Below are 18,447 nucleotides of genomic sequence, written 5' to 3'. Positions count from 1 at the left end.
AATAATAATTAAGGAAAAGATATGAGTATTTTAGAGCAAAAAACATTTTTAAGATCAATTCACCCTTTTGAACATTTAAATAAAGTTCAACTAGAAAATTTCGCTCAAAGTATTGATATTGTATATTTTAAAAAAGATGAAATAATACAGAAAAGTGAAATCCAACCAACTCATTTATACTTTGTTTTAAAAGGTATAGTTCAAGAAAGAAATGAGGAAGAAGTATTATCTATTTTTCAGAAAAAAGAAATTTTTGATCCTGTTTCATTAATTGAAAACTATTCAAAAAATACTTTTATAACTGTACAAGAAACAATTTGTTATGCCCTTCCTAGAGAAATATTTATTGAAACATTACATGAAAATGTTGAATTAGAAAGCTATTTTTTCCAAACTATCTCACAAAAATTGAATAAAAACATTCATAATGAAAAAAATAAAGAGATGGCAAATATTATGATTGCAAAAGTAAAAGATGCAAAAATACATAAAGCCGTAATAATTGATTCGCAGAGAACTATTTTTGAAGCTGCAACAATAATAAAAAAAGAAAAAGTCCCTACTTTACTTTTAAAAGATAATGAGGGAGAAATTTATATTGTTACGGATTCTGATTTTAGAGAAAAAGTTATTCTAAATAGAATGGATTTTGATACTGAGATTATAAAGATTGCATCAAAAGGGATAATTCATGTTAATGAGAATGATTTCCTCTTTAATGCACAATTAATTATGGCTAAATTTGGTATGAAAAGAGTTGTAGTCAAAAACGATAAGAAAGAAATTGTAGGAATTCTTGATCAAATTTCTTTATCTTCATTTTTTGCAACTAATACTTTTGCAGTATCAAATGAAATAGTTCATGCAGAAACAGTTGAAGAACTTAAAGTTGCTTCACATTCATTTATCAAAATAATTAAATCCCTTAATGCAAAAGGGGTAAAAATTGAATTTATTTCTAAATTAATAAATCAGTTAAATAAAAAACTTCTAAATAAACTATATAAACTTTTAGCACCAAAAGAGTTAGTTAATAGTTCATGTTTAGTTGTGATGGGAAGCGAAGGTAGAGGGGAACAAATACTAAGAACTGACCAAGACAATGCTTTAATTATAGATGATACATGTACCTTAGATGAAAAATCTATTCAAGAATTTACACATATATTTACTGAAACTTTAGTTGATTTTGGTTTTCCTAGATGTAAAGGTAATATAATGGTATCAAATCCTTATTGGTGTAGAAAAAAATCTGATTTTAAAGATTTAATTTACTCATGGATAAATGAACCAAGTCCAGATAATCTAATGAATACAGCAATATTCTTTGATGCTGCATGTGTATCGGGAAATAAAGAATTATTATCGAAATTAAAAGAATATTTATTTAATGCAGGAGGTAACTCGCAAACTTTTAATGCAAATTTTGCAAAAGTTATTTCAAATTTTGATGTTCCATTAGGATTTTTTGATGGCTTTATTGTTGATTCAAAAAATAGTATACACCAAAATGAACTTGATATTAAAAAAGGTGGAATTTTTATAATTGTTCAAAGTATTAGAGCTTTATGTTTAGAAAAGCATATATTTAAAACAAATACTGCAAAAAGAATTGAAGCACTAAGTGAAAAAAATGTATTTGATGAAGAAAGTGCACAAGAGTTAATCATGGCATTTAACTTTTTATCAAACCTAAAACTTAAATTTAATCTAATCAAAGTTGATAGTCAAGAAGAAATAGATAATTATATAAATCCTGATAATTTAAATACAATGGAAAAAGAATTATTAAAAGATTCCTTTAAAATTGTAATTAAATTAAAAAAGAAACTAGATTATCATTTTAAGTTAAATTATGTTTAAAAGTATTTCAAACTATTTTAATAGAAAAAAATTAAAGGATGAAAAATATTCATATCTTTTTAATAAACCACATCCTGATGAGTATGTATGTTTTGATTGTGAAACAACAGGTTTAGACCCTAAAGTTGATGATATAGTTTCTATTGGTGCTGTAATTATTAAAAATAACACCGTTATTTCTAGTAAAAAATTTGTGAAATTTGTAAAACCAAAAACAAAATTACAAGTAGCCTCAATTAAAATACATCACATAAGAGAGTGTGATTTAGAAGAAGCTGAAGATATTGATGACGTAATTGAAGAGTTTCTAGAATATATTGGAAATAGGACACTTGTTGGATATTACTTAGAATTTGATATATCTATGATTAATAAATATATTAAATCAAAATTAGGAATTACTCTTCCAAATAAAACCCATGAAGTGTCAGCTATATATTATGATTATAAAATGGAAAAAATTCCTCAAGGAAATATTGATTTGAGATTTAATACAATTATGAAAGATCTTCAGATACCTTTTATGGGTAAACATGATGCTTATAACGATGCTATTATGACTTCTTTAATATTCATTAAACTTAAAAACTTTCCAAAAATAAAAATAAATTAAATTAAATTAAAACTCAAAAGGACTATATATGTTAATATTTGTATTAAATGCAGGCTCGTCTTCTTTAAAATATCAATTAATTCATGCACAAACAGCTGAAATTAAAGCAAGTGGTATTGTTGAAAGAATTGGTATAGACGGAATTTTAAAACATGAAATTGGTAAAAATAAAAAGATAACTTTTGAGATTCCAATGCCGACACATAAAGAAGCAATCAATTTTATTTTACATACATTAACCCATGAAGAAACGAAAGTTATAGATAACATTAAAGAAATAAAAGCAATAGGACACAGAGTCGCTCATGGTGGAGAATATTTTCATAAGTCAGTTATAGTTGATGACAATGTACTAAAAAGAATTGAAGATCTTATTCCTCTTGCACCATTACATAATCCCGCAAATATTTTAGGTATGAAACTTTGTCAGGAAATTATGCCAAATATTCCTAATATTGCAGTTTTCGATACAGCTTTTCATCAAACAATGCCTGAAATGCATTTTTTATTCCCAGTTCCACATGAAGATTATACAGAACACCATTTAAGAAAATATGGATTCCATGGAACTAGTCATAGTTATGTTTCGAATGAAGCAATAAAACTGTTAGGTAATAAAAAGAATTCTAAAATAATTGTTTGTCACTTAGGTAATGGAGCATCTATCTGTGCAATTAAAGATGGAAAGTCAATAAATACAACAATGGGATTAACCCCACTAGGTGGGTTAATGATGGGTACAAGATCTGGAGACATAGATGCAGGAGTAATACCATATCTAATGGATAGAAAAGGCATGGATACTCATCAAATTATAGATTATCTAAATAAGAAATCAGGAATTTTAGGAGTTTCAGGAATTAGTTCTGATTTAAGAGAAATTATAAGCGCAGCAAATGATGGAGATGAAAGAGCAAAAGTCACTATAAATATGATGGCAAATAGAGTAAAAAAATATATTTGTTCATATTCGGGACTATTAAGTCAAGCTGATGCAATATGCTTTACAGCAGGTATGGGTGAAAATTCTCCTTTACTTAGAGAAAAAGCTTGTTCTGGATTAGAATTTATGGGAATTGAATTAGATAAATCAAAAAATGATAGTTTAAGTAATGGGAATAGAGAAATAAGTAAAAAAGATTCTAAAACAAAAATCTATATAATTCCGACTAATGAAGAGTTTGTAATAGCTCAAGATACTTATAAATTAATAAAAAACTTATAAGTTATAACTTACTATAAGGAGTAAGACTAATAAACTTAGTCTACTTTCTTTACTTCAAATTATAAATTATTATATTTAGTCATTATCAATTTTGTTTTTTCTATATTTAAACCAGCTTTTGAACTAGCATCCTGTAAACTTTCGTTTTCTTTTAGAAGTCTTAATAAAACTTCGATTTTTTTGTTTGTTTTTATATGTGTAATTGACATATTATTCCTTTTGTTCTCTAATTAATATAGAGTAATCAAAAGATAAAAATGAGCTTTTTTGTATAAATGTGTAATATCAATGGGCAAAACGAGCAGTAATTAATAAAAGTCATAAAATAACAGATGAAACTCTTATTCATCTTAAGTGAAGTTATTATAACTTAAAAAAAGATAAAATGCAAGCGAATACATCTTAAATTATAATAAATAGATAAAAAGAACAATTCTAATGCAAATAAATTAATTAACATTCTATTTTAGTTATCATGAACAAAAATTGTACATTTTTAAGACATTGAGATATTTACACCTTTCTTTAAATCCCTTTATATAGTGCTTTTATTACAAAATTACTCATCTTCAATATTTTTGAAATTTAATGTATGTTTTATGTACTTTTTCAAGAAAAAGATATACAATGTAAATAGAAAAAGATTATAAAACAATGCTATCTTTTTGCTATTGTTTTAGTATATAATCTTTCACTAAAATCTAATAAACAAGGATTACTTAATGGGTTTAATTGAAAATATCAAGGAAAAAGCAAAGTTACAATTAAGAACAATTGTTCTACCTGAGTCAGAAGACGAAAGAGTACTTAAAGCTACACAACAAGTATTAGAGGAAAAAACAGCTAATGTAGTTTTAATTGGAAATGAAGATACAATTAAAAAAGATGCATTAGCATGTGGTGCTAATATTGATGGTGCAACTATTATCGATCCTAAAAAATTTGATAATATTGACACTTATGTTAATGAATTAGTTGAACTTAGAAAGAAAAAAGGTTTAACTAAGGAAGAAGCTAGAGAGATTATGACAACAGAACCTAGATTCTTTGGTTGTATGATGGTAAGACTTGGAGCAGCTGATGGCTTAGTTGCTGGTTCAAACTCTCCAACTGCTGATGTTTTAAAAGCTGCTATTCATGTAATTAAAACAGCTCCTGGAATAAACACTGTTTCATCTGCATTTATTATGGAAACAGCTGATGGTAAATTTGGAGATAATGGATTATTACTTTTTGCAGACTGTGCAGTAATACCTGAACCAAATGCTGAACAATTAGCTGATATTGCTTGTGCAACTGCTGCAACTGCTGCATCTGTTGTTGGCTTAGACCCTAGAGTTGCAATGTTATCATTTTCAACAAAAGGAAGTGCGAATCATCCATTAGTTGATAAAGTTCAATATGCTGTTGATTTATTAGAAGATAGAAATGTTGATTTTGCTTTTGATGGTGAAATGCAAGCAGATGCTGCAATTGTTGAAGCAATTGGAGCTAAAAAAGCACCAGGTTCTGAAGTAGCTGGAAAAGCAAATGTACTGGTATTCCCTGATTTACAATCTGGAAATATTGGATATAAACTAGTTCAAAGATTTGCAGGAGCGGCTGCTCATGGACCAGTAGTTCAAGGTTTAGCAAAACCTGTTAATGACTTATCACGTGGTTGTTCTATTGAAGATATTTCAAACCTTGTAGCTATTACAGCAACTCAAATTAAATAATTATAAATTAAAAGGAATAATATATGTTAGTATTTATCTTAAACGCAGGAAGTTCATCTTTAAAGTATCAATTAATGAATCCATTAACTAAAGAAGTTTTAGCTGTTGGACTATGTGAAAGAATCGGAATTGATGGTGTTTTAAAACATGAATTTGGTAATGATCAAAAACTTAAAATAGAAGTTCCAATGCCAACACATAAAGAAGCAATTGAATTAGTTTTAAAAACGTTATGTGATGGTGAAGGTAAAGTAATTAATTCAATTAATGATATCGATGCTATTGGACATAGAGCTGTTCATGGTGGAGAAGAATTTGCATCTTCTGTTATGGTATCTCCTAAAGTAATTGAAACAATGAAAAAACTAATTCCATTAGCACCTTTACATAATCCTGCAAATATTATGGGTATGGAAATTTGTCAACAATTAATTCCTGGAAAACCAAATGTTGCAGTTTTTGATACAGCATTCCACCAAACTATGCCTGATTATGCGTATATGTATGCATTACCTTATGATCAATATACTAAACATGGTATTAGAAAATATGGATTCCATGGAACTTCACACTACTATGTATCAAATGAAGCTCAAAATATGTTAGATAAAAAACATAATACTAGAGTTATCGTTTGTCACTTAGGAAATGGTTCTTCTGTATCTGCTGTATTAAATGGTAAATGTATTGATACCTCTATGGGGCTTACTCCTGTTCAAGGTTTAATGATGGGAACAAGAGCTGGTGATGTTGGAGCAGGTGCACTTTCATATATGATGAGTCAAGAAAACTTAACTATCGATGGTGCTCTTGATGTTATGAATAAAAAATCAGGAATTTTAGGTATTTCAGGTCAATCTTCAGATTTAAGAGAAGTACTTGAAGGTATGCAAGCTGGTGATGATAGATGTAGATTAGCGGTTGAAATGGTAGCTTACAATATTAAAAAATATGTTGGAGCTTATGTTGCGGCACTTGATGGTATTGATGCATTATGTTTTACAGGTGGTATTGGTGAAAACTCAGCATTAATCAGAGAAATTGTTTGTGCGGGTCTTGATGGTATGGGGTTAAATATTGATCCAACTAAAAATAATAGAAGATCTCAAGAACCTAGAGATATTGCTACAAATAGTTCAGGAGCAAGAATCTTTGTTATTCCTACAAATGAAGAATATGTTATTGCAAATGATACATATAAAATTGTTTCAGGACTTGAAAAATAATCTCTTTTAATCATAAAAGATAAAGGCAAAAAAAGCCTTTATCTTTTACCTTGTTTTTGAAGCGTTAGTAATTCTTCTATTTCTAGTATTTCGAGGATTTTTAGTTTCATTATCTTTTTGTTTTTTTACTTCATTTTCCCATTTAGAAATCAAAGATTTACTTTCATCATTTTTACTAACTCTTTTTTTCTCTGGAAATTTTATATTTGTTTTATTCTTACTCTCTACTTTGTTTTTCTCTGGACTTGAATTTGTTCTACTTCTTGACCTAGAATTTGAATCATTATTTGGTTTATTTTTAGCTCTATTATTTGATCTTTCATTAGTCTTTTTCTGAATATTTGGCTTAGCTAGTTTTGGTAAAGTAAATCCCTCAACAGGAACAACATCAATTGATTTTTTAATAAGCTTTTCAATATCAGTTAAAAAGAAATATTCATCACTACAAACTAAAGACATAGCAACACCTTCATTCCCAGCTCTTCCTGTTCTTCCTATTCTATGAACATAATCTTCCGAGACATTTGGTAATTCAAAGTTTACAACATGGGGTAAAAGTGCAATATCAATACCACGTGCAGCAATATCAGTAGCTACTAAAACTCTTATATCTTTTGATTTAAAATTACTTAATGCTTTTGTCCTAGCACCTTGTGATTTATTACCATGAATAGCAGCTGCTGTGATACCTTCTTTATTTAAAAACTCAGCTAATTTATTAGCACCATGTTTTGTTCTTGTAAAAACTAAAACCTGATTCCATTTACCTTCACTAATTAAGTGAGATAATAGATGTTTTTTTGTGTCTTTATTTACATAATGAACCACTTGACTTACTTGATTAGAAGATGCATTTCGTCTTTCGACTTCAACTATTTTTGCATTATTTAATAAACCTTCAGATAATTTTTTAATTTCATCTGAAAATGTTGCAGAGAAAAGAAGTGTTTGTCTATGTTTTGGAATTATTGCAATAATTTTTTTCATATCATGAATAAAACCCATATCTAACATTCTATCTGCTTCATCAAGAACAAAGAATTCAACTCTTGAAAGGTCAATACATTTTTGACCAACTAAATCTAATAGTCTTCCAGGTGTAGCAATTACGATATCAACACCCTTTCTTAAAATTGCTTTTTGGGGATTGATTCCAACTCCACCAAAAATAACTGCTGATTTTAGAGGTAGGTATCTACTATATGCTTCTATATTTTCTGCAACTTGTGAAGCTAACTCTCGAGTAGGAGTTAATACAAGTGCTTTAACATAATGTTTTTCTTTAACTGTACTTTTCTTTTTACTTAAAGTGTCTAATAAGGGAAGAGTAAAAGCTGCAGTTTTTCCTGTACCAGTTTGTGCTGCGGCTAAAATATCATGTTTATCTAAAACGATTGGGATTGCTTGTTCTTGAATTGGAGTTGGTTGTGTATAACCTTGTTCTTCAATTGCTTTTAGGATATCTTGGTTTAATCCAAGTTCTGTAAATGTCATTAATTACCTTTAGTTTGTTATCTAACAAGAAACAATATCTAGTCTAGTTCATTAATTAAATATTAGAAATATCAAAAATTTAGGGAAACAAAGAATAGGGAAGATTAATTACTAGAATTTTTCTGAAGTATAGCACAATAAAAGAAATTTAACAAATATTTAAAAAAGATTAAAAGAAGTAAGACAAATCCTACTTCTTTTATCTTAGTAAGCTTTTAAGCTAGAACTAAAACTCATAGAAACTTTTGATACAACTTGACTCATAAATTTATCAAGGAATTTATCAAATTTATCTTGTTTTTGCCAAATAGCATTATCAACTTTTGAAAGTTTTACAATTGAGTCTTGAGCACTAGAAATTGTAGCAACCTCATCAACAAGACCTACTTTTTTTGCTTGTGATGCTGTAAATATTTTTGCATCTGCAAATTGTGTATGATTATTAACATCAAGTTCTCTTGCATTTGCTACATCTTGAATAAACATATTATAAGTATCATCAATTACACTTTGTAACTGATCTTTTTCATAATCAAACCATTTTCGCGTTGGCGTTCCTGATTCTTTATATTTTCCTGCTTTTACAGTTTGAGTAGAAACACCAATTTTTTGCATCAACTCTTCTGTATTAATACCTTGCATTATTACTCCAATAGAACCCACCATTGAACCAGGATTTGCAATAATTTTATCTGCCCATATTGAAGCATAGTATGAACCACTAGCTATTACTCCACTTGCATATACTACAACCGGTTTAATAGCTTTTAACTCTTTGATAGCATAAGCTAGTTCAACTGATGGTGCTACAGCACCGCCTGGAGAATTAACAATAAATAAAACACCTTTAATATTCGTATTTTGTTTTGCTTTCTCTATTTCATCTAATGTTTTACTTACATCTAAAATTGGACCAAATAGCTCAATTTTTTGTAAATTTGCAACTTCAAATGTTCCATTATCATTCAATTTATCACTTGGACTATATATAATAAAATACATAATAGTTAAAAAAACTATTGTTTTAAAATACTTAGTTATAAAATCTAAAATTGCAATAATGGGAGAGAATAATATTTTAAAAAAATTAAACAATAACTCCTCCTATAATAGTTTTATTTACAGATTTAGTATGTAAAATAATTTGCATAGCTAAATCTTCTTTATCTTCAACCTCATCAGCTAACTTAAAAGATATAATATCCGCATCTTTATGTTTTTCTAGTACACCTTTATTTAATCCTAATGCCTTACTTCCATTTATTGTGGCAGCTTTTAGTAGTTTTTTTGAAAGTTCAACTATATTTTCATTAGAATGAATCATTAAAGCTGTTCGTAACTCATCAAACATAGATAATGAATTATTTGAACTTAAACCATCAGTTCCAATTGAAAAATCAATACCTTCAAGTTTTGATAAGTCTAATTTAGAATTATTCAACACCCTATTTGATGTAGGACAATGATTAATAACAGCACCTAAAGATTTAATTTTTTCAAAATCATTAGCACTAGCTTCCACACAATGTGTAAAAGATAATTTCTTAACATTTGAAAAGTGAGTTAAAAATTCCATAGGTTTTGTAACTGCTTTAGTTTGATTTAAAAAGTTTTTAAAAAACTCTATAAATAAACCTTCATCTTTATGTAACCATTCAAACTCTTCAGGAGATTCTAAAAAGTGTGTTGAAACGCTCAAGTCTTCTGCTTTTGCTAATGCTAAACTTTCCCTTACTAAAAAGGGATGTACTGAATATGGTGAATGAATTGCAACTGCTGGAATAAAGTTTTTTGAAGTATTTAATTTTGCAGAACTTAGCCTACTTTTAAAATCAGCAAATAATGTATCGGCCATATCTGCTTTACTACCTATTACTTCACAAAAGAATACTGTATTTAAAGGAGACTTTACGCAAGCTTCTAAATCAAATGAATAAGATGATATAGCACCAATTGTAGTAGTTCCTGTCTTTTTCATTCTGTCTAGTTTAATTGAAATTAGTTTATTTGTAGCTTTTTCAATTAAAGTATCTCTATTTTTAATGACAGAATTTAACCAAGATAGAAAATTACCATATTTTAGTGTTGTTGAGTTTGCAGAAAATTCTAAATGTACATGAGAATTAATAAGTCCAGGCATTAAAACTGAATTTGATTCAGCCTCTAAAACTTCTTCATTTGGATATTTATTTCGAATATTATCTATTGTATCTATATCAACTATTTTATCTTCAAAAACAATAGCACCATTTTTAATGATGCTAAAATTTTCATCGCAGGTAATAACCCAGTTTGCACTTAATATATTCATAAGTTAATGATTATTCTGTTACTTCTTGTTGTTGCGCTTCTTCAACAGCTTTAATTTCAGAAATGATTTGCATTAATGCAATTAATCCCATATGATAACCAAAAGGTCCAAATCCAGAAATTACACCAGTAGTTGCAGATGCAGTTAATGATTTTTGTCTAAACTCTTCTCTTTTATAAATATTTGAAATATGTACTTCAACTGTTGGAAGTTCAACTGCACTTAAAGCGTCTTTTATAGCAATAGATGAGTGAGAATATGCTGCTGGATTAATTAAGATTCCATCAACTGTTCCTAAACATTCTTGAACTCTATCAACAATTTCACCTTCTAAGTTTGATTGAAAAAATTCTAATTCAACTCCATTTTGTGAAGCTGCATTTTTTAATTGATCATGAATTTGTTCTAAATTCATTGGACCATAAATGTGTTGTTCTCTGATACCTAACATATTTAAGTTTGGTCCTTGAATTACGGCTATTTTCATATTATATTCCTTTTATAAAATTTAGGTAAGATTATATTTAAATTAACGTTAAACCCTACCAAAGAGAGAGCTATTATGAAGAATTTTATTTTACTAGATGAAAATGCAGTATATTTTGAAGCAAAGTTTTCTTGTGATAATGTAATATACTTATCATTAAATAATGATAAGTATTTTATTACAGATGCAAGATATACAACCGAAGCAAAGGAGTTTGCAAAGAATTGTGAAGTTATTGAGTCATCAAACTTAATACAAACAGCAAAAGAAATATTAATAAAAAACAAAATAAAAAAAATTACATTTGATCCAAATGATTTTAAATACTCAACATATATAAATATGACAAAGAATTTAAAAACTAAATTTGTAGCAATACCTAGTTTTTCAAAACAAAAAAGAATTATTAAAAGTGATGAAGAAATAAAGTTGTTAAAAAAAGCTGCAAAATTAGGTCGTGAAGGATTTAAAGAACTTGCAAAGTTTATAAGAAAAAATGGATATAAACAAACAGAACAATTCTTATTTTTTAAAGGTATTGAAAAAATGAGTCAAAGTGGAAAACTAGATTTAAGCTTTGATCCAATTATTGCAATAAATGAAAATGCAGCAAAACCACATGCCTTACCTACTTCAAAAAAATTAAAAAAAGATGCTTTAATATTAGTTGATGCTGGAGTTAAGTACAAGAGATATTGTTCAGATAGAACTTGTGTTACAAGTGCAAACTTTGAAAAACTGTCATTTAAAAGAGAGCAAAGATTTAAAAATAAAAAACATCAAAAGATTTATGATTTAGTTTATAAAGCTCAATTAAATGCTATAGAAAATGCAAAAGTTGGAATGAAAGCATCACAAATAGACGCACTTACTAGAAATGTAATTGAAAAAGCTGGTTATGGAAAATATTTTATTCATAGTACTGGCCATGGAGTTGGACTTGATATTCATGAGTTCCCAAATATAAATTCTAAATCTGATGTAATTATTGAAGATAATATGGTTTTTACTATTGAACCTGGTATTTATTTACCTAAAGAGTTTGGAGTAAGAATCGAAGATACAGTTGTTATGAAAAATGGTAAAGCTATAATACTTTAGTTAATTTAAAAATATAGAAAAAGAGAGAAATTTGAAAAAAAAATTAAGTGAGAGATTAACACTTTATAAAACTAATATGTTTCCATATATTTCAAAAAATAATTCAAGAAAAAAATATATTGCAACTATTGGTATTGGGGGAAATGTGGGAAATGTGAAAAAAACATTTAATAAGCTATTCTTATCTCTAAAAAACAACTCACATTTTCATATCATAAGCACAAGCCCATTACTTTCAAATCCAGCTTTTGGATATACAGAACAAAAAGACTTTTTAAATGGTATAATTGCGCTTAAAACTAATCTTAGTATAAATGATTTTTTTAAAATCACGCAAAGATTAGAAATTAGATACGGAAGAAAACGATCCTTTCAAGATGCGCCTCGAACCTTGGATATAGATATAATATTTTTTGATAATAAAAAAATAAATACAAAAAAACTTATTATTCCACATAAAGACTGGGCAAATAGAGAATCAGTGATTATTCCTTTAAAATATATGATGAAGAGCAGTAGTTGTTCTTTTAATATAAAAAACAAATCAAATATATAAAATTTATAAGGGTAGAGAATGAAGAAAAAAGTAGTTGTAGGAATGTCAGGTGGGGTTGATTCATCTGTTACAGCATTGCTATTAAAACAACAAGGCTATGAAGTAGTAGGCTTATTTATGCGTAACTGGGAATATGGAATTGAAGGTAGTCAATGTCCTAATCGTATAGAGTTTGAAGATGCAAAAAAAGTAGGTAAATTATTAGGAATAGAGGTAATTGGTAAAGACTTTGTTGAGGAATATAGAACTAAAGTTTTTGATGTATTTTTAGAAGGTTTAAAAAAAGGACTTACTCCAAATCCAGATATACTTTGTAATCGAGAGATTAAATTTAATGTATTTTTAAATGAAGCAAAAAAAATGGGTGCAGATATGATTGCAACTGGCCATTATGCAAAAATAGCTAAATATCATGATCACTATGTACTTGATACTCCAAAAGATAGTTCAAAAGATCAAACTTATTTCTTACATGCACTATCAAGTGAACAACTATCCCATGCAATGTTTCCACTTGCTGATTTGACAAAAAAAGAAGTGCGTGAAATTGCAAAAGAACACAATCTAAGTGTAAGTGATAAAAAAGACAGTACAGGTATATGTTTCATTGGTAACCAAAGATTTGATGAATTTATCACTCAACATTTAAAAGCAATTCCAGGAGATATCATAGATGAAAATGGAAAAGTAATAGGAAAACATAAAGGCCTTATCTGTTACACCCTAGGACAGAGAAAAGGTATTGGTCTTGGAGGAATTAAAGAGACTGAATCAGCTGGTCATATCCATAATCCATGGTATGCAGCCAAAAAAGATATGGAGAACAATACATTAACAGTTGTTCAAGACACAAATCACCCTTTACTTATGAACCAAAATGTAGAGGCTAGCCATATGCACTGGGTATTAGATGAATCACCAAAAGTTGGAGACAAATTAATGGCTCAAGTTCGGTATCGTCAGCAAAAACAAGCTTGTACTGTTACATCAGTTAATGATGATAAAGTCTTAATTGAATTTGACAAGCCACAAAGAGCTGTAACTTTGGGACAAAGTCTTGTTTTATATGATGGTGAGTATTGTTTAGGTGGTGGATTTATAAGTAATTACTATAATTAATAAATAAAAAGTATAAGATAATTTAGGAGATTAACTCCTAAATTATCTATTATTAAAATGAATAAGCTAAAGTAGCTGAATATTCTTTATAATCAGAAAGAGAAGAACCTTCTAAATCATAATCAACATATAATAATCCTAAAGATAAAGAATCAGTAAATGAATAACCTGCACTTAAGTTTAACTCATTTGATTCTGAATTTGCTGCAAAATCTGTTTCACCATATAATGCACCTAAATCAACAGCTCCAATAGAATATCCTAAAGAACCATAAGTAGTTTTAGCATCAATTGCATAATTATCACCACCATTATCAAATGGAGTGATATTATCACCATACGTTGCAATACTTCCAACACCCGCTGTATCATCAGTTTTGATATAACCAAGAGCAGCAGAAACTCCTGATAAAGATGTATTTACTTCAATATGTCCAATAGAACCATCTGAACCTACATCTTCACTTGAAGCTGCGTAATGTGCTACAGCACCAAACATATCAGCTGTATATGTCGCTTTTAATCCATAAAAATCAGCTACATCAACAGCAGAATAGAAATATGGATTTAATTCAATTCCATTAAACCCCGTATATTTAGCATCAACTACATATGCTCCATCCTTAACACCTAGATCACTAAAATCACCAATCTCATCTTCATCAGCAGCAGCTTGTTGATTAACATATCCTAAAACTATAGTTGTATCAGGAATTGCAGTAATTCCTGCAACAACAGCTTCATTATAATCACCTAACCATTCTAAATCAATAGCTTGTCTACCTACTGTTAAAGAAAACATCTCATTTGCATATCTTACATAAGCTTCTGTCATTAATGCATCATTTGCTAATGTTCCATCCGATAGTCCATGACCAGCTTCAAAACCAGCTTTTGCAGTTAATCCCATATATGAAGCAGTTTCATATCCTAAATTAATTGTAGCAAACCCTGAATCTGTGTCAGAAGCACTACCTTTTCCATCATGCTCAAGGGCATAAGCTGTTAAAGATCCAGATATAGTACCTTCTTTAAAAGCATTATCAATTGAATCTGCAGAGAAGGCCATTGTTGTAGATAATAATAATCCACTTGCAGCCATACTTAATTTTTTAGTCATATTCATTTTCCTTAGTTTATTTTTTATTAATATAGCGCGTAATATTAATATTCATTTTAGAAGAACAAAAAAATTATAACAGCAATTTGATATTAAACAATCACCTATACTATATATTTTATATACAATTTAATAAAAGATTTTAATTTATATTTCAATAACAATCCATTAAGTACTTTTTAGATAAAATCACAAATATACTCATTCAATTAAGGAAGTTTTTATGTCAAGATATAAATTATTTAGTGGTTCAGCTAACCCTGAATTTGCTGCTAAAGTTGGTAGTTATTTAGGTGTGCCTGTATCTAATGCTACTTGCAAGAAATTTAGTGATGGAGAGATGTCTGTTCAAATTACAGAAAGTGTAAGAGGTCAAGACGTTTATGTTATACAACCTACATGTGCACCAACAAATGACAATTTAATGGAACTATTAATTATGGTAGATGCATTAAAAAGATCAAGTGCAAAATCAATATCTGCTGTAATTCCATACTATGGATATGCAAGACAAGATAGAAAAGCAGCTCCAAGAGTTCCAATTACTGCAAAGTTAGTTGCTGATTTATTAGAAGCTGCTGGAATTACAAGAGTTGTAACTATTGATTTACATGCTGCTCAAATTCAAGGTTTCTTTAATATTCCTGCTGATAACTTATTTGGATCAATTTTATTTGCTAATTATATAAAAGATAAAAACTTAAAAAATCCTATTATTGCTAGTCCAGATATTGGTGGAGTTGCAAGAGCTAGATCTTATGCTGATAAATTAGGATATGACTTAATTATTGTTGATAAAAAAAGAGAAAAAGCCAACGAATCTGAAGTAATGAATATCATTGGTGATGTCCAAGGTAAAGATGTAATCTTAGTTGATGATATGGTTGATACAGCTGGAACACTTGTAAAAGCAGCTGAAGTATTAAAGAAAAAAGGTGCTAATTCAGTAATGGCCTGCTGTACACATGGTGTTCTTTCTGGACCTGCATATGAAAGAATTGCAAATGGAGTTTTAGATGAATTAGTTGTTTCTGACACAATTCCTACACGAAAAGATGCTAAAAAAATAACAGTATTAAGTGCATCAGTTATTATTGGTGAAACAATAAGAAGAATTCAAAATAATGAATCTGTGAATTCAATATTTATTGCTTAATATCCAAATTATAAATATTTAGCTATAATACATAAAATTATTAATTAGAAGGATACAAAATGAAAAAAATTATATTATCATCAGTTGTATGTGCATCAATGATGTTCGCAGCAAGTGAATACAAATATGAAATTACACCAATGATTGGTGGAGCGTATACAGAAAGTAACTTAGGTATGCAACAAAACTACGCAAATGGTGGATTAGCATTAGGATTTAATCAAAATGATTCTATGATAGATCAAGTTGAAATTGCAGCATTCAGAACAGTAGAAGATACAAAGTATTATAACTTAGGTGGAAGAGATACTGGAATTACAAGAGTTTTTGTTAACTTAGTTAAAGATTACCCATTAACTTCAAACTTCTCATTATATGCGTTAGCAGGTGCTGGTGTTGAATTCTTTGATGATGAAGCAAATGATAATAATGAAAATGGACTTGTAGGAAACTATGGATTTGGTTGGAAATATAAAATAGCTGAACAATTTGCATTAAAAGCTGATGTTAGACATTTAATTGAAGCTGATCATGGAGATAACACTTTATTATATAACTTAGGTTTTGTTGTTCCATTTGGAAAGATTGCAAAAGCTGCTCCTGTAGTTGTTCCTGCTCCTGTAGTTGTTCCTGCTCCAATGGATTCTGATAAAGATGGTGTAATCGATGCTAAAGATAACTGTCCAAATTCTATTGCAGGTGCTATTGTAAATGCAATGGGTTGTGAAATGGATGATGATAAAGATGGTGTTGTAAATAGATTAGACCAATGTCCAAATACGATTGCTGGTGCAAAAGTTGATAATGTTGGTTGTATGACATTAGTTAACTTAAACATTAACTTTGATACTAATTCTGCAGTAATTAAAGATACTTATAATTCAAGAATTGTTAACTTCGCAAATATGATGAAAAACAATACTAAATTAAAAGCTACAATTGAAGCACATACTGATTCAATTGGTTCTGCAAAATATAATCAAAAATTATCTGAAAGAAGAGCAGCTTCAACTGTTGAAGTTTTAAAATCTTTAAATGTTGATTCTTCTAGAATTACTGCTATTGGTTATGGTGAAACTAAACCAGCTGCAAGTAACATGAATAAAGAAGGAAGAGCTCAAAACAGAAGAGTTCAAGCTGTAATTACTAAATAATTATAATCAAATAATAAGATTAGGAAACTTCCTAGTCTTATTCCTTTTTACACTTAATATCAAATTTCCAAAACTTCCTAAATTCTTTTTTAATATAAATCTGATCTTTTTTTGCTATAATAAAATAAATTATTTAAAATACAAGGAAGTTAAATGAAAAAAATTTTATTAACATCTGCATTATGTGCATCTTTTATGTTTGCACAAAGTGCACCAAGTACTGAGTACAACTATGAAGTAACACCTTTTGTTGCAGGAATATTATCAGATAGCAAAGCCAATTTAGACGATGATCATTATGCAAATGCTGGTATTTCATTAGCTAAAAACTTACAAAACTCTTTTTTAGATCAAGTAGAATTAGCAATAATGAGAAGTGATAGTCTTAAATACAATGGGACTAATGGAAATACAAATATTAATAGAGTATTTTTAAATGCAGTAAAAAAACTGCCATTAACTGAAAAATTAGCTGCTTATGGTTTAATTGGAGCTGGATACCAAGATATAACACAAGAAATAAAAGATAATGATGATTCTGCCTTATTAAACTATGGATTAGGATTAAGATATGACATTCCATATTATGGAATTGCAGTTAAAGGGGATGTAAGACATTTATACTCAATTAATGATAGAAAAAATGACTTAATGTATACATTAGGGTTGGCAATGCCATTAGGAAAAAGATATTCTGAAAATATAGTAGCAAAAGTACCTGTTGTTGAAGAACCTGTTGAAGCTACTGTTCCTGTAGTAGATGGAGATGATGATAATGATGGTGTTTTAAACTCTAAAGATTTATGTCCAGATTCATTACCAGGTGCAGTTGTAAATGAATATGGTTGTGAGGAAGATGATGATAAAGATGGTGTTGTTAATAGACTTGATAAATGTATGAATACATCTCAAGGTGTTACAGTTAATTCAGATGGATGTGTTGCTACATTTAATTTAAATATAAAATTTGATTACAATTCAGATAAAATCTCATCTGAATATAACGAGAGATTACAAGAATTTGCAAGTATGTTAAAAGAAAATCCTAAGTTAAATGCTACAATTGAAGCGCATACAGATTCTGTAGGTCCAGAAAAATATAATCAAAAGTTATCTGAAAAAAGAGCAGCGTCTGCTGTTAGAGCTTTAGAAAATTTTAATATTTCGTCAGAAAGATTACACTCTATTGGATATGGTGAAACGCAACCAATTTCCTCTAATGATACAAAAGAAGGAAGAGCAGAAAATAGAAGAGTTACTGGTTTAATAAACCAATAATCTAAAAACTTAAAGACTTAGATAAA

General features: G+C 28.7%; 17 protein-coding genes. 11 read left to right on the top strand and 6 right to left on the bottom strand.

Features of this window, described 5'->3' with window-relative positions:
* The first annotated feature begins 21 nt into the window (after positions 1-21).
* The 3 genes from KO488_RS11280 to KO488_RS11270 are packed head-to-tail and all read left to right on the top strand — an operon-like array spanning position 22 to position 3,701.
* Positions 22-1,863: a putative nucleotidyltransferase substrate binding domain-containing protein gene (locus KO488_RS11280; RefSeq protein WP_216058921.1), complete on the top strand. Its 1,842-nt coding sequence runs from the start codon at positions 22-24 to the stop codon at positions 1,861-1,863.
* Positions 1,856-2,476, top strand: a complete 621-nt coding sequence (locus KO488_RS11275; protein ID WP_216058920.1) for a 3'-5' exonuclease — start codon at positions 1,856-1,858, stop codon at positions 2,474-2,476. The genes KO488_RS11280 and KO488_RS11275 overlap by 8 nt, the downstream gene beginning before the upstream one ends.
* Before the next feature lie 28 nt (positions 2,477-2,504).
* A complete protein-coding gene (locus KO488_RS11270) occupies positions 2,505-3,701 on the top strand; it encodes an acetate kinase (protein ID WP_216058919.1) in 1,197 nt (398 codons plus the stop codon).
* Positions 3,702-3,760: 59 nt separating this feature from the next.
* On the opposite strand, the gene KO488_RS11265 is transcribed toward KO488_RS11270, so the two are convergent.
* On the bottom strand, positions 3,761-3,910 hold the full coding sequence (locus KO488_RS11265; RefSeq protein ID WP_216058918.1) for a hypothetical protein: 150 nt from the start codon (positions 3,908-3,910) through the stop codon (positions 3,761-3,763).
* A 513-nt stretch (positions 3,911-4,423) separates the two neighbouring features.
* On the opposite strand from KO488_RS11265, the gene pta reads away from it, so the two are divergent.
* Positions 4,424-5,419, top strand: coding sequence for a phosphate acetyltransferase (gene pta / locus KO488_RS11260; protein ID WP_216058917.1), 996 nt, complete (start codon positions 4,424-4,426; stop codon positions 5,417-5,419).
* A gap of 23 nt (positions 5,420-5,442) precedes the next feature.
* Positions 5,443-6,645 carry an acetate/propionate family kinase gene (locus KO488_RS11255; protein ID WP_216058916.1) on the top strand — a complete coding sequence of 401 codons (1,203 nt, stop codon included), beginning with the start codon at positions 5,443-5,445 and terminating at the stop codon, positions 6,643-6,645.
* 45 nt (positions 6,646-6,690) lie between these two features.
* Here the strand turns inward: KO488_RS11255 and KO488_RS11250 are convergent, their stop codons facing one another.
* The 4 genes from KO488_RS11250 to aroQ form a co-directional block, all read right to left on the bottom strand.
* The gene (locus KO488_RS11250; RefSeq protein ID WP_216058915.1) at positions 6,691-8,139 is read right to left on the bottom strand and encodes a DEAD/DEAH box helicase; all 1,449 of its coding nucleotides are present in this window, start codon (positions 8,137-8,139) and stop codon (positions 6,691-6,693) included.
* Between the two features lie 204 nt (positions 8,140-8,343).
* Positions 8,344-9,234, bottom strand: coding sequence for a signal peptide peptidase SppA (gene sppA, locus KO488_RS11245; protein WP_216058914.1), 891 nt, complete (start codon positions 9,232-9,234; stop codon positions 8,344-8,346).
* Positions 9,227-10,450 carry a metal-dependent hydrolase gene (locus KO488_RS11240; protein WP_216058913.1) on the bottom strand — a complete coding sequence of 408 codons (1,224 nt, stop codon included), beginning with the start codon at positions 10,448-10,450 and terminating at the stop codon, positions 9,227-9,229. Before KO488_RS11240 ends, sppA begins: the two co-directional genes overlap by 8 nt.
* A gap of 10 nt (positions 10,451-10,460) precedes the next feature.
* On the bottom strand, positions 10,461-10,937 hold the full coding sequence (gene aroQ / locus KO488_RS11235; RefSeq protein ID WP_216058912.1) for a type II 3-dehydroquinate dehydratase: 477 nt from the start codon (positions 10,935-10,937) through the stop codon (positions 10,461-10,463).
* Between the two features lie 75 nt (positions 10,938-11,012).
* Here aroQ and KO488_RS11230 point away from each other — a divergent pair, with 75 nt between their 5' ends.
* From KO488_RS11230 to mnmA, 3 genes are read left to right on the top strand one after another with little or no spacing between them, the layout of a single operon-like run.
* A complete protein-coding gene (locus KO488_RS11230; protein WP_216058911.1) occupies positions 11,013-12,038 on the top strand; it encodes a M24 family metallopeptidase in 1,026 nt (341 codons plus the stop codon).
* A 31-nt stretch (positions 12,039-12,069) separates the two neighbouring features.
* Complete coding sequence (folK, locus tag KO488_RS11225; protein ID WP_216058910.1) at positions 12,070-12,594, top strand: 2-amino-4-hydroxy-6-hydroxymethyldihydropteridine diphosphokinase; 525 nt, start codon at positions 12,070-12,072, stop codon at positions 12,592-12,594.
* An 18-nt stretch (positions 12,595-12,612) separates the two neighbouring features.
* Positions 12,613-13,713: a tRNA 2-thiouridine(34) synthase MnmA gene (mnmA, locus tag KO488_RS11220; protein ID WP_216058909.1), complete on the top strand. Its 1,101-nt coding sequence runs from the start codon at positions 12,613-12,615 to the stop codon at positions 13,711-13,713.
* A gap of 52 nt (positions 13,714-13,765) precedes the next feature.
* On the opposite strand, the gene KO488_RS11215 is transcribed toward mnmA, so the two are convergent.
* A complete protein-coding gene (locus KO488_RS11215) occupies positions 13,766-14,833 on the bottom strand; it encodes an Opr family porin (protein WP_216058908.1) in 1,068 nt (355 codons plus the stop codon).
* Positions 14,834-15,056: 223 nt separating this feature from the next.
* Between KO488_RS11215 and KO488_RS11210 the strand changes: the two genes are divergently transcribed.
* The 3 genes from KO488_RS11210 (at position 15,057) to KO488_RS11200 (ending at position 18,421) form a co-directional block, all read left to right on the top strand.
* Positions 15,057-15,989 (top strand): ribose-phosphate pyrophosphokinase, encoded by a 933-nt coding sequence (locus KO488_RS11210; RefSeq protein WP_216058907.1) that lies wholly within the window; start codon positions 15,057-15,059, stop codon positions 15,987-15,989.
* A 59-nt stretch (positions 15,990-16,048) separates the two neighbouring features.
* A complete protein-coding gene (locus KO488_RS11205) occupies positions 16,049-17,143 on the top strand; it encodes an OmpA family protein (protein WP_216058906.1) in 1,095 nt (364 codons plus the stop codon).
* Positions 17,144-17,296: 153 nt separating this feature from the next.
* Positions 17,297-18,421, top strand: coding sequence for an OmpA family protein (locus KO488_RS11200; RefSeq protein ID WP_216058905.1), 1,125 nt, complete (start codon positions 17,297-17,299; stop codon positions 18,419-18,421).
* Positions 18,422-18,447 lie beyond the last annotated feature (26 nt).

Source organism: Poseidonibacter lekithochrous, from assembly GCF_018861145.1.
GTDB classification, from domain to species: domain Bacteria; phylum Campylobacterota; class Campylobacteria; order Campylobacterales; family Arcobacteraceae; genus Poseidonibacter; species Poseidonibacter lekithochrous_A.
The sequence above is the reverse complement of the archived record's forward strand: the minus strand, read 5'-3'. Positions and strand labels throughout refer to the sequence as shown.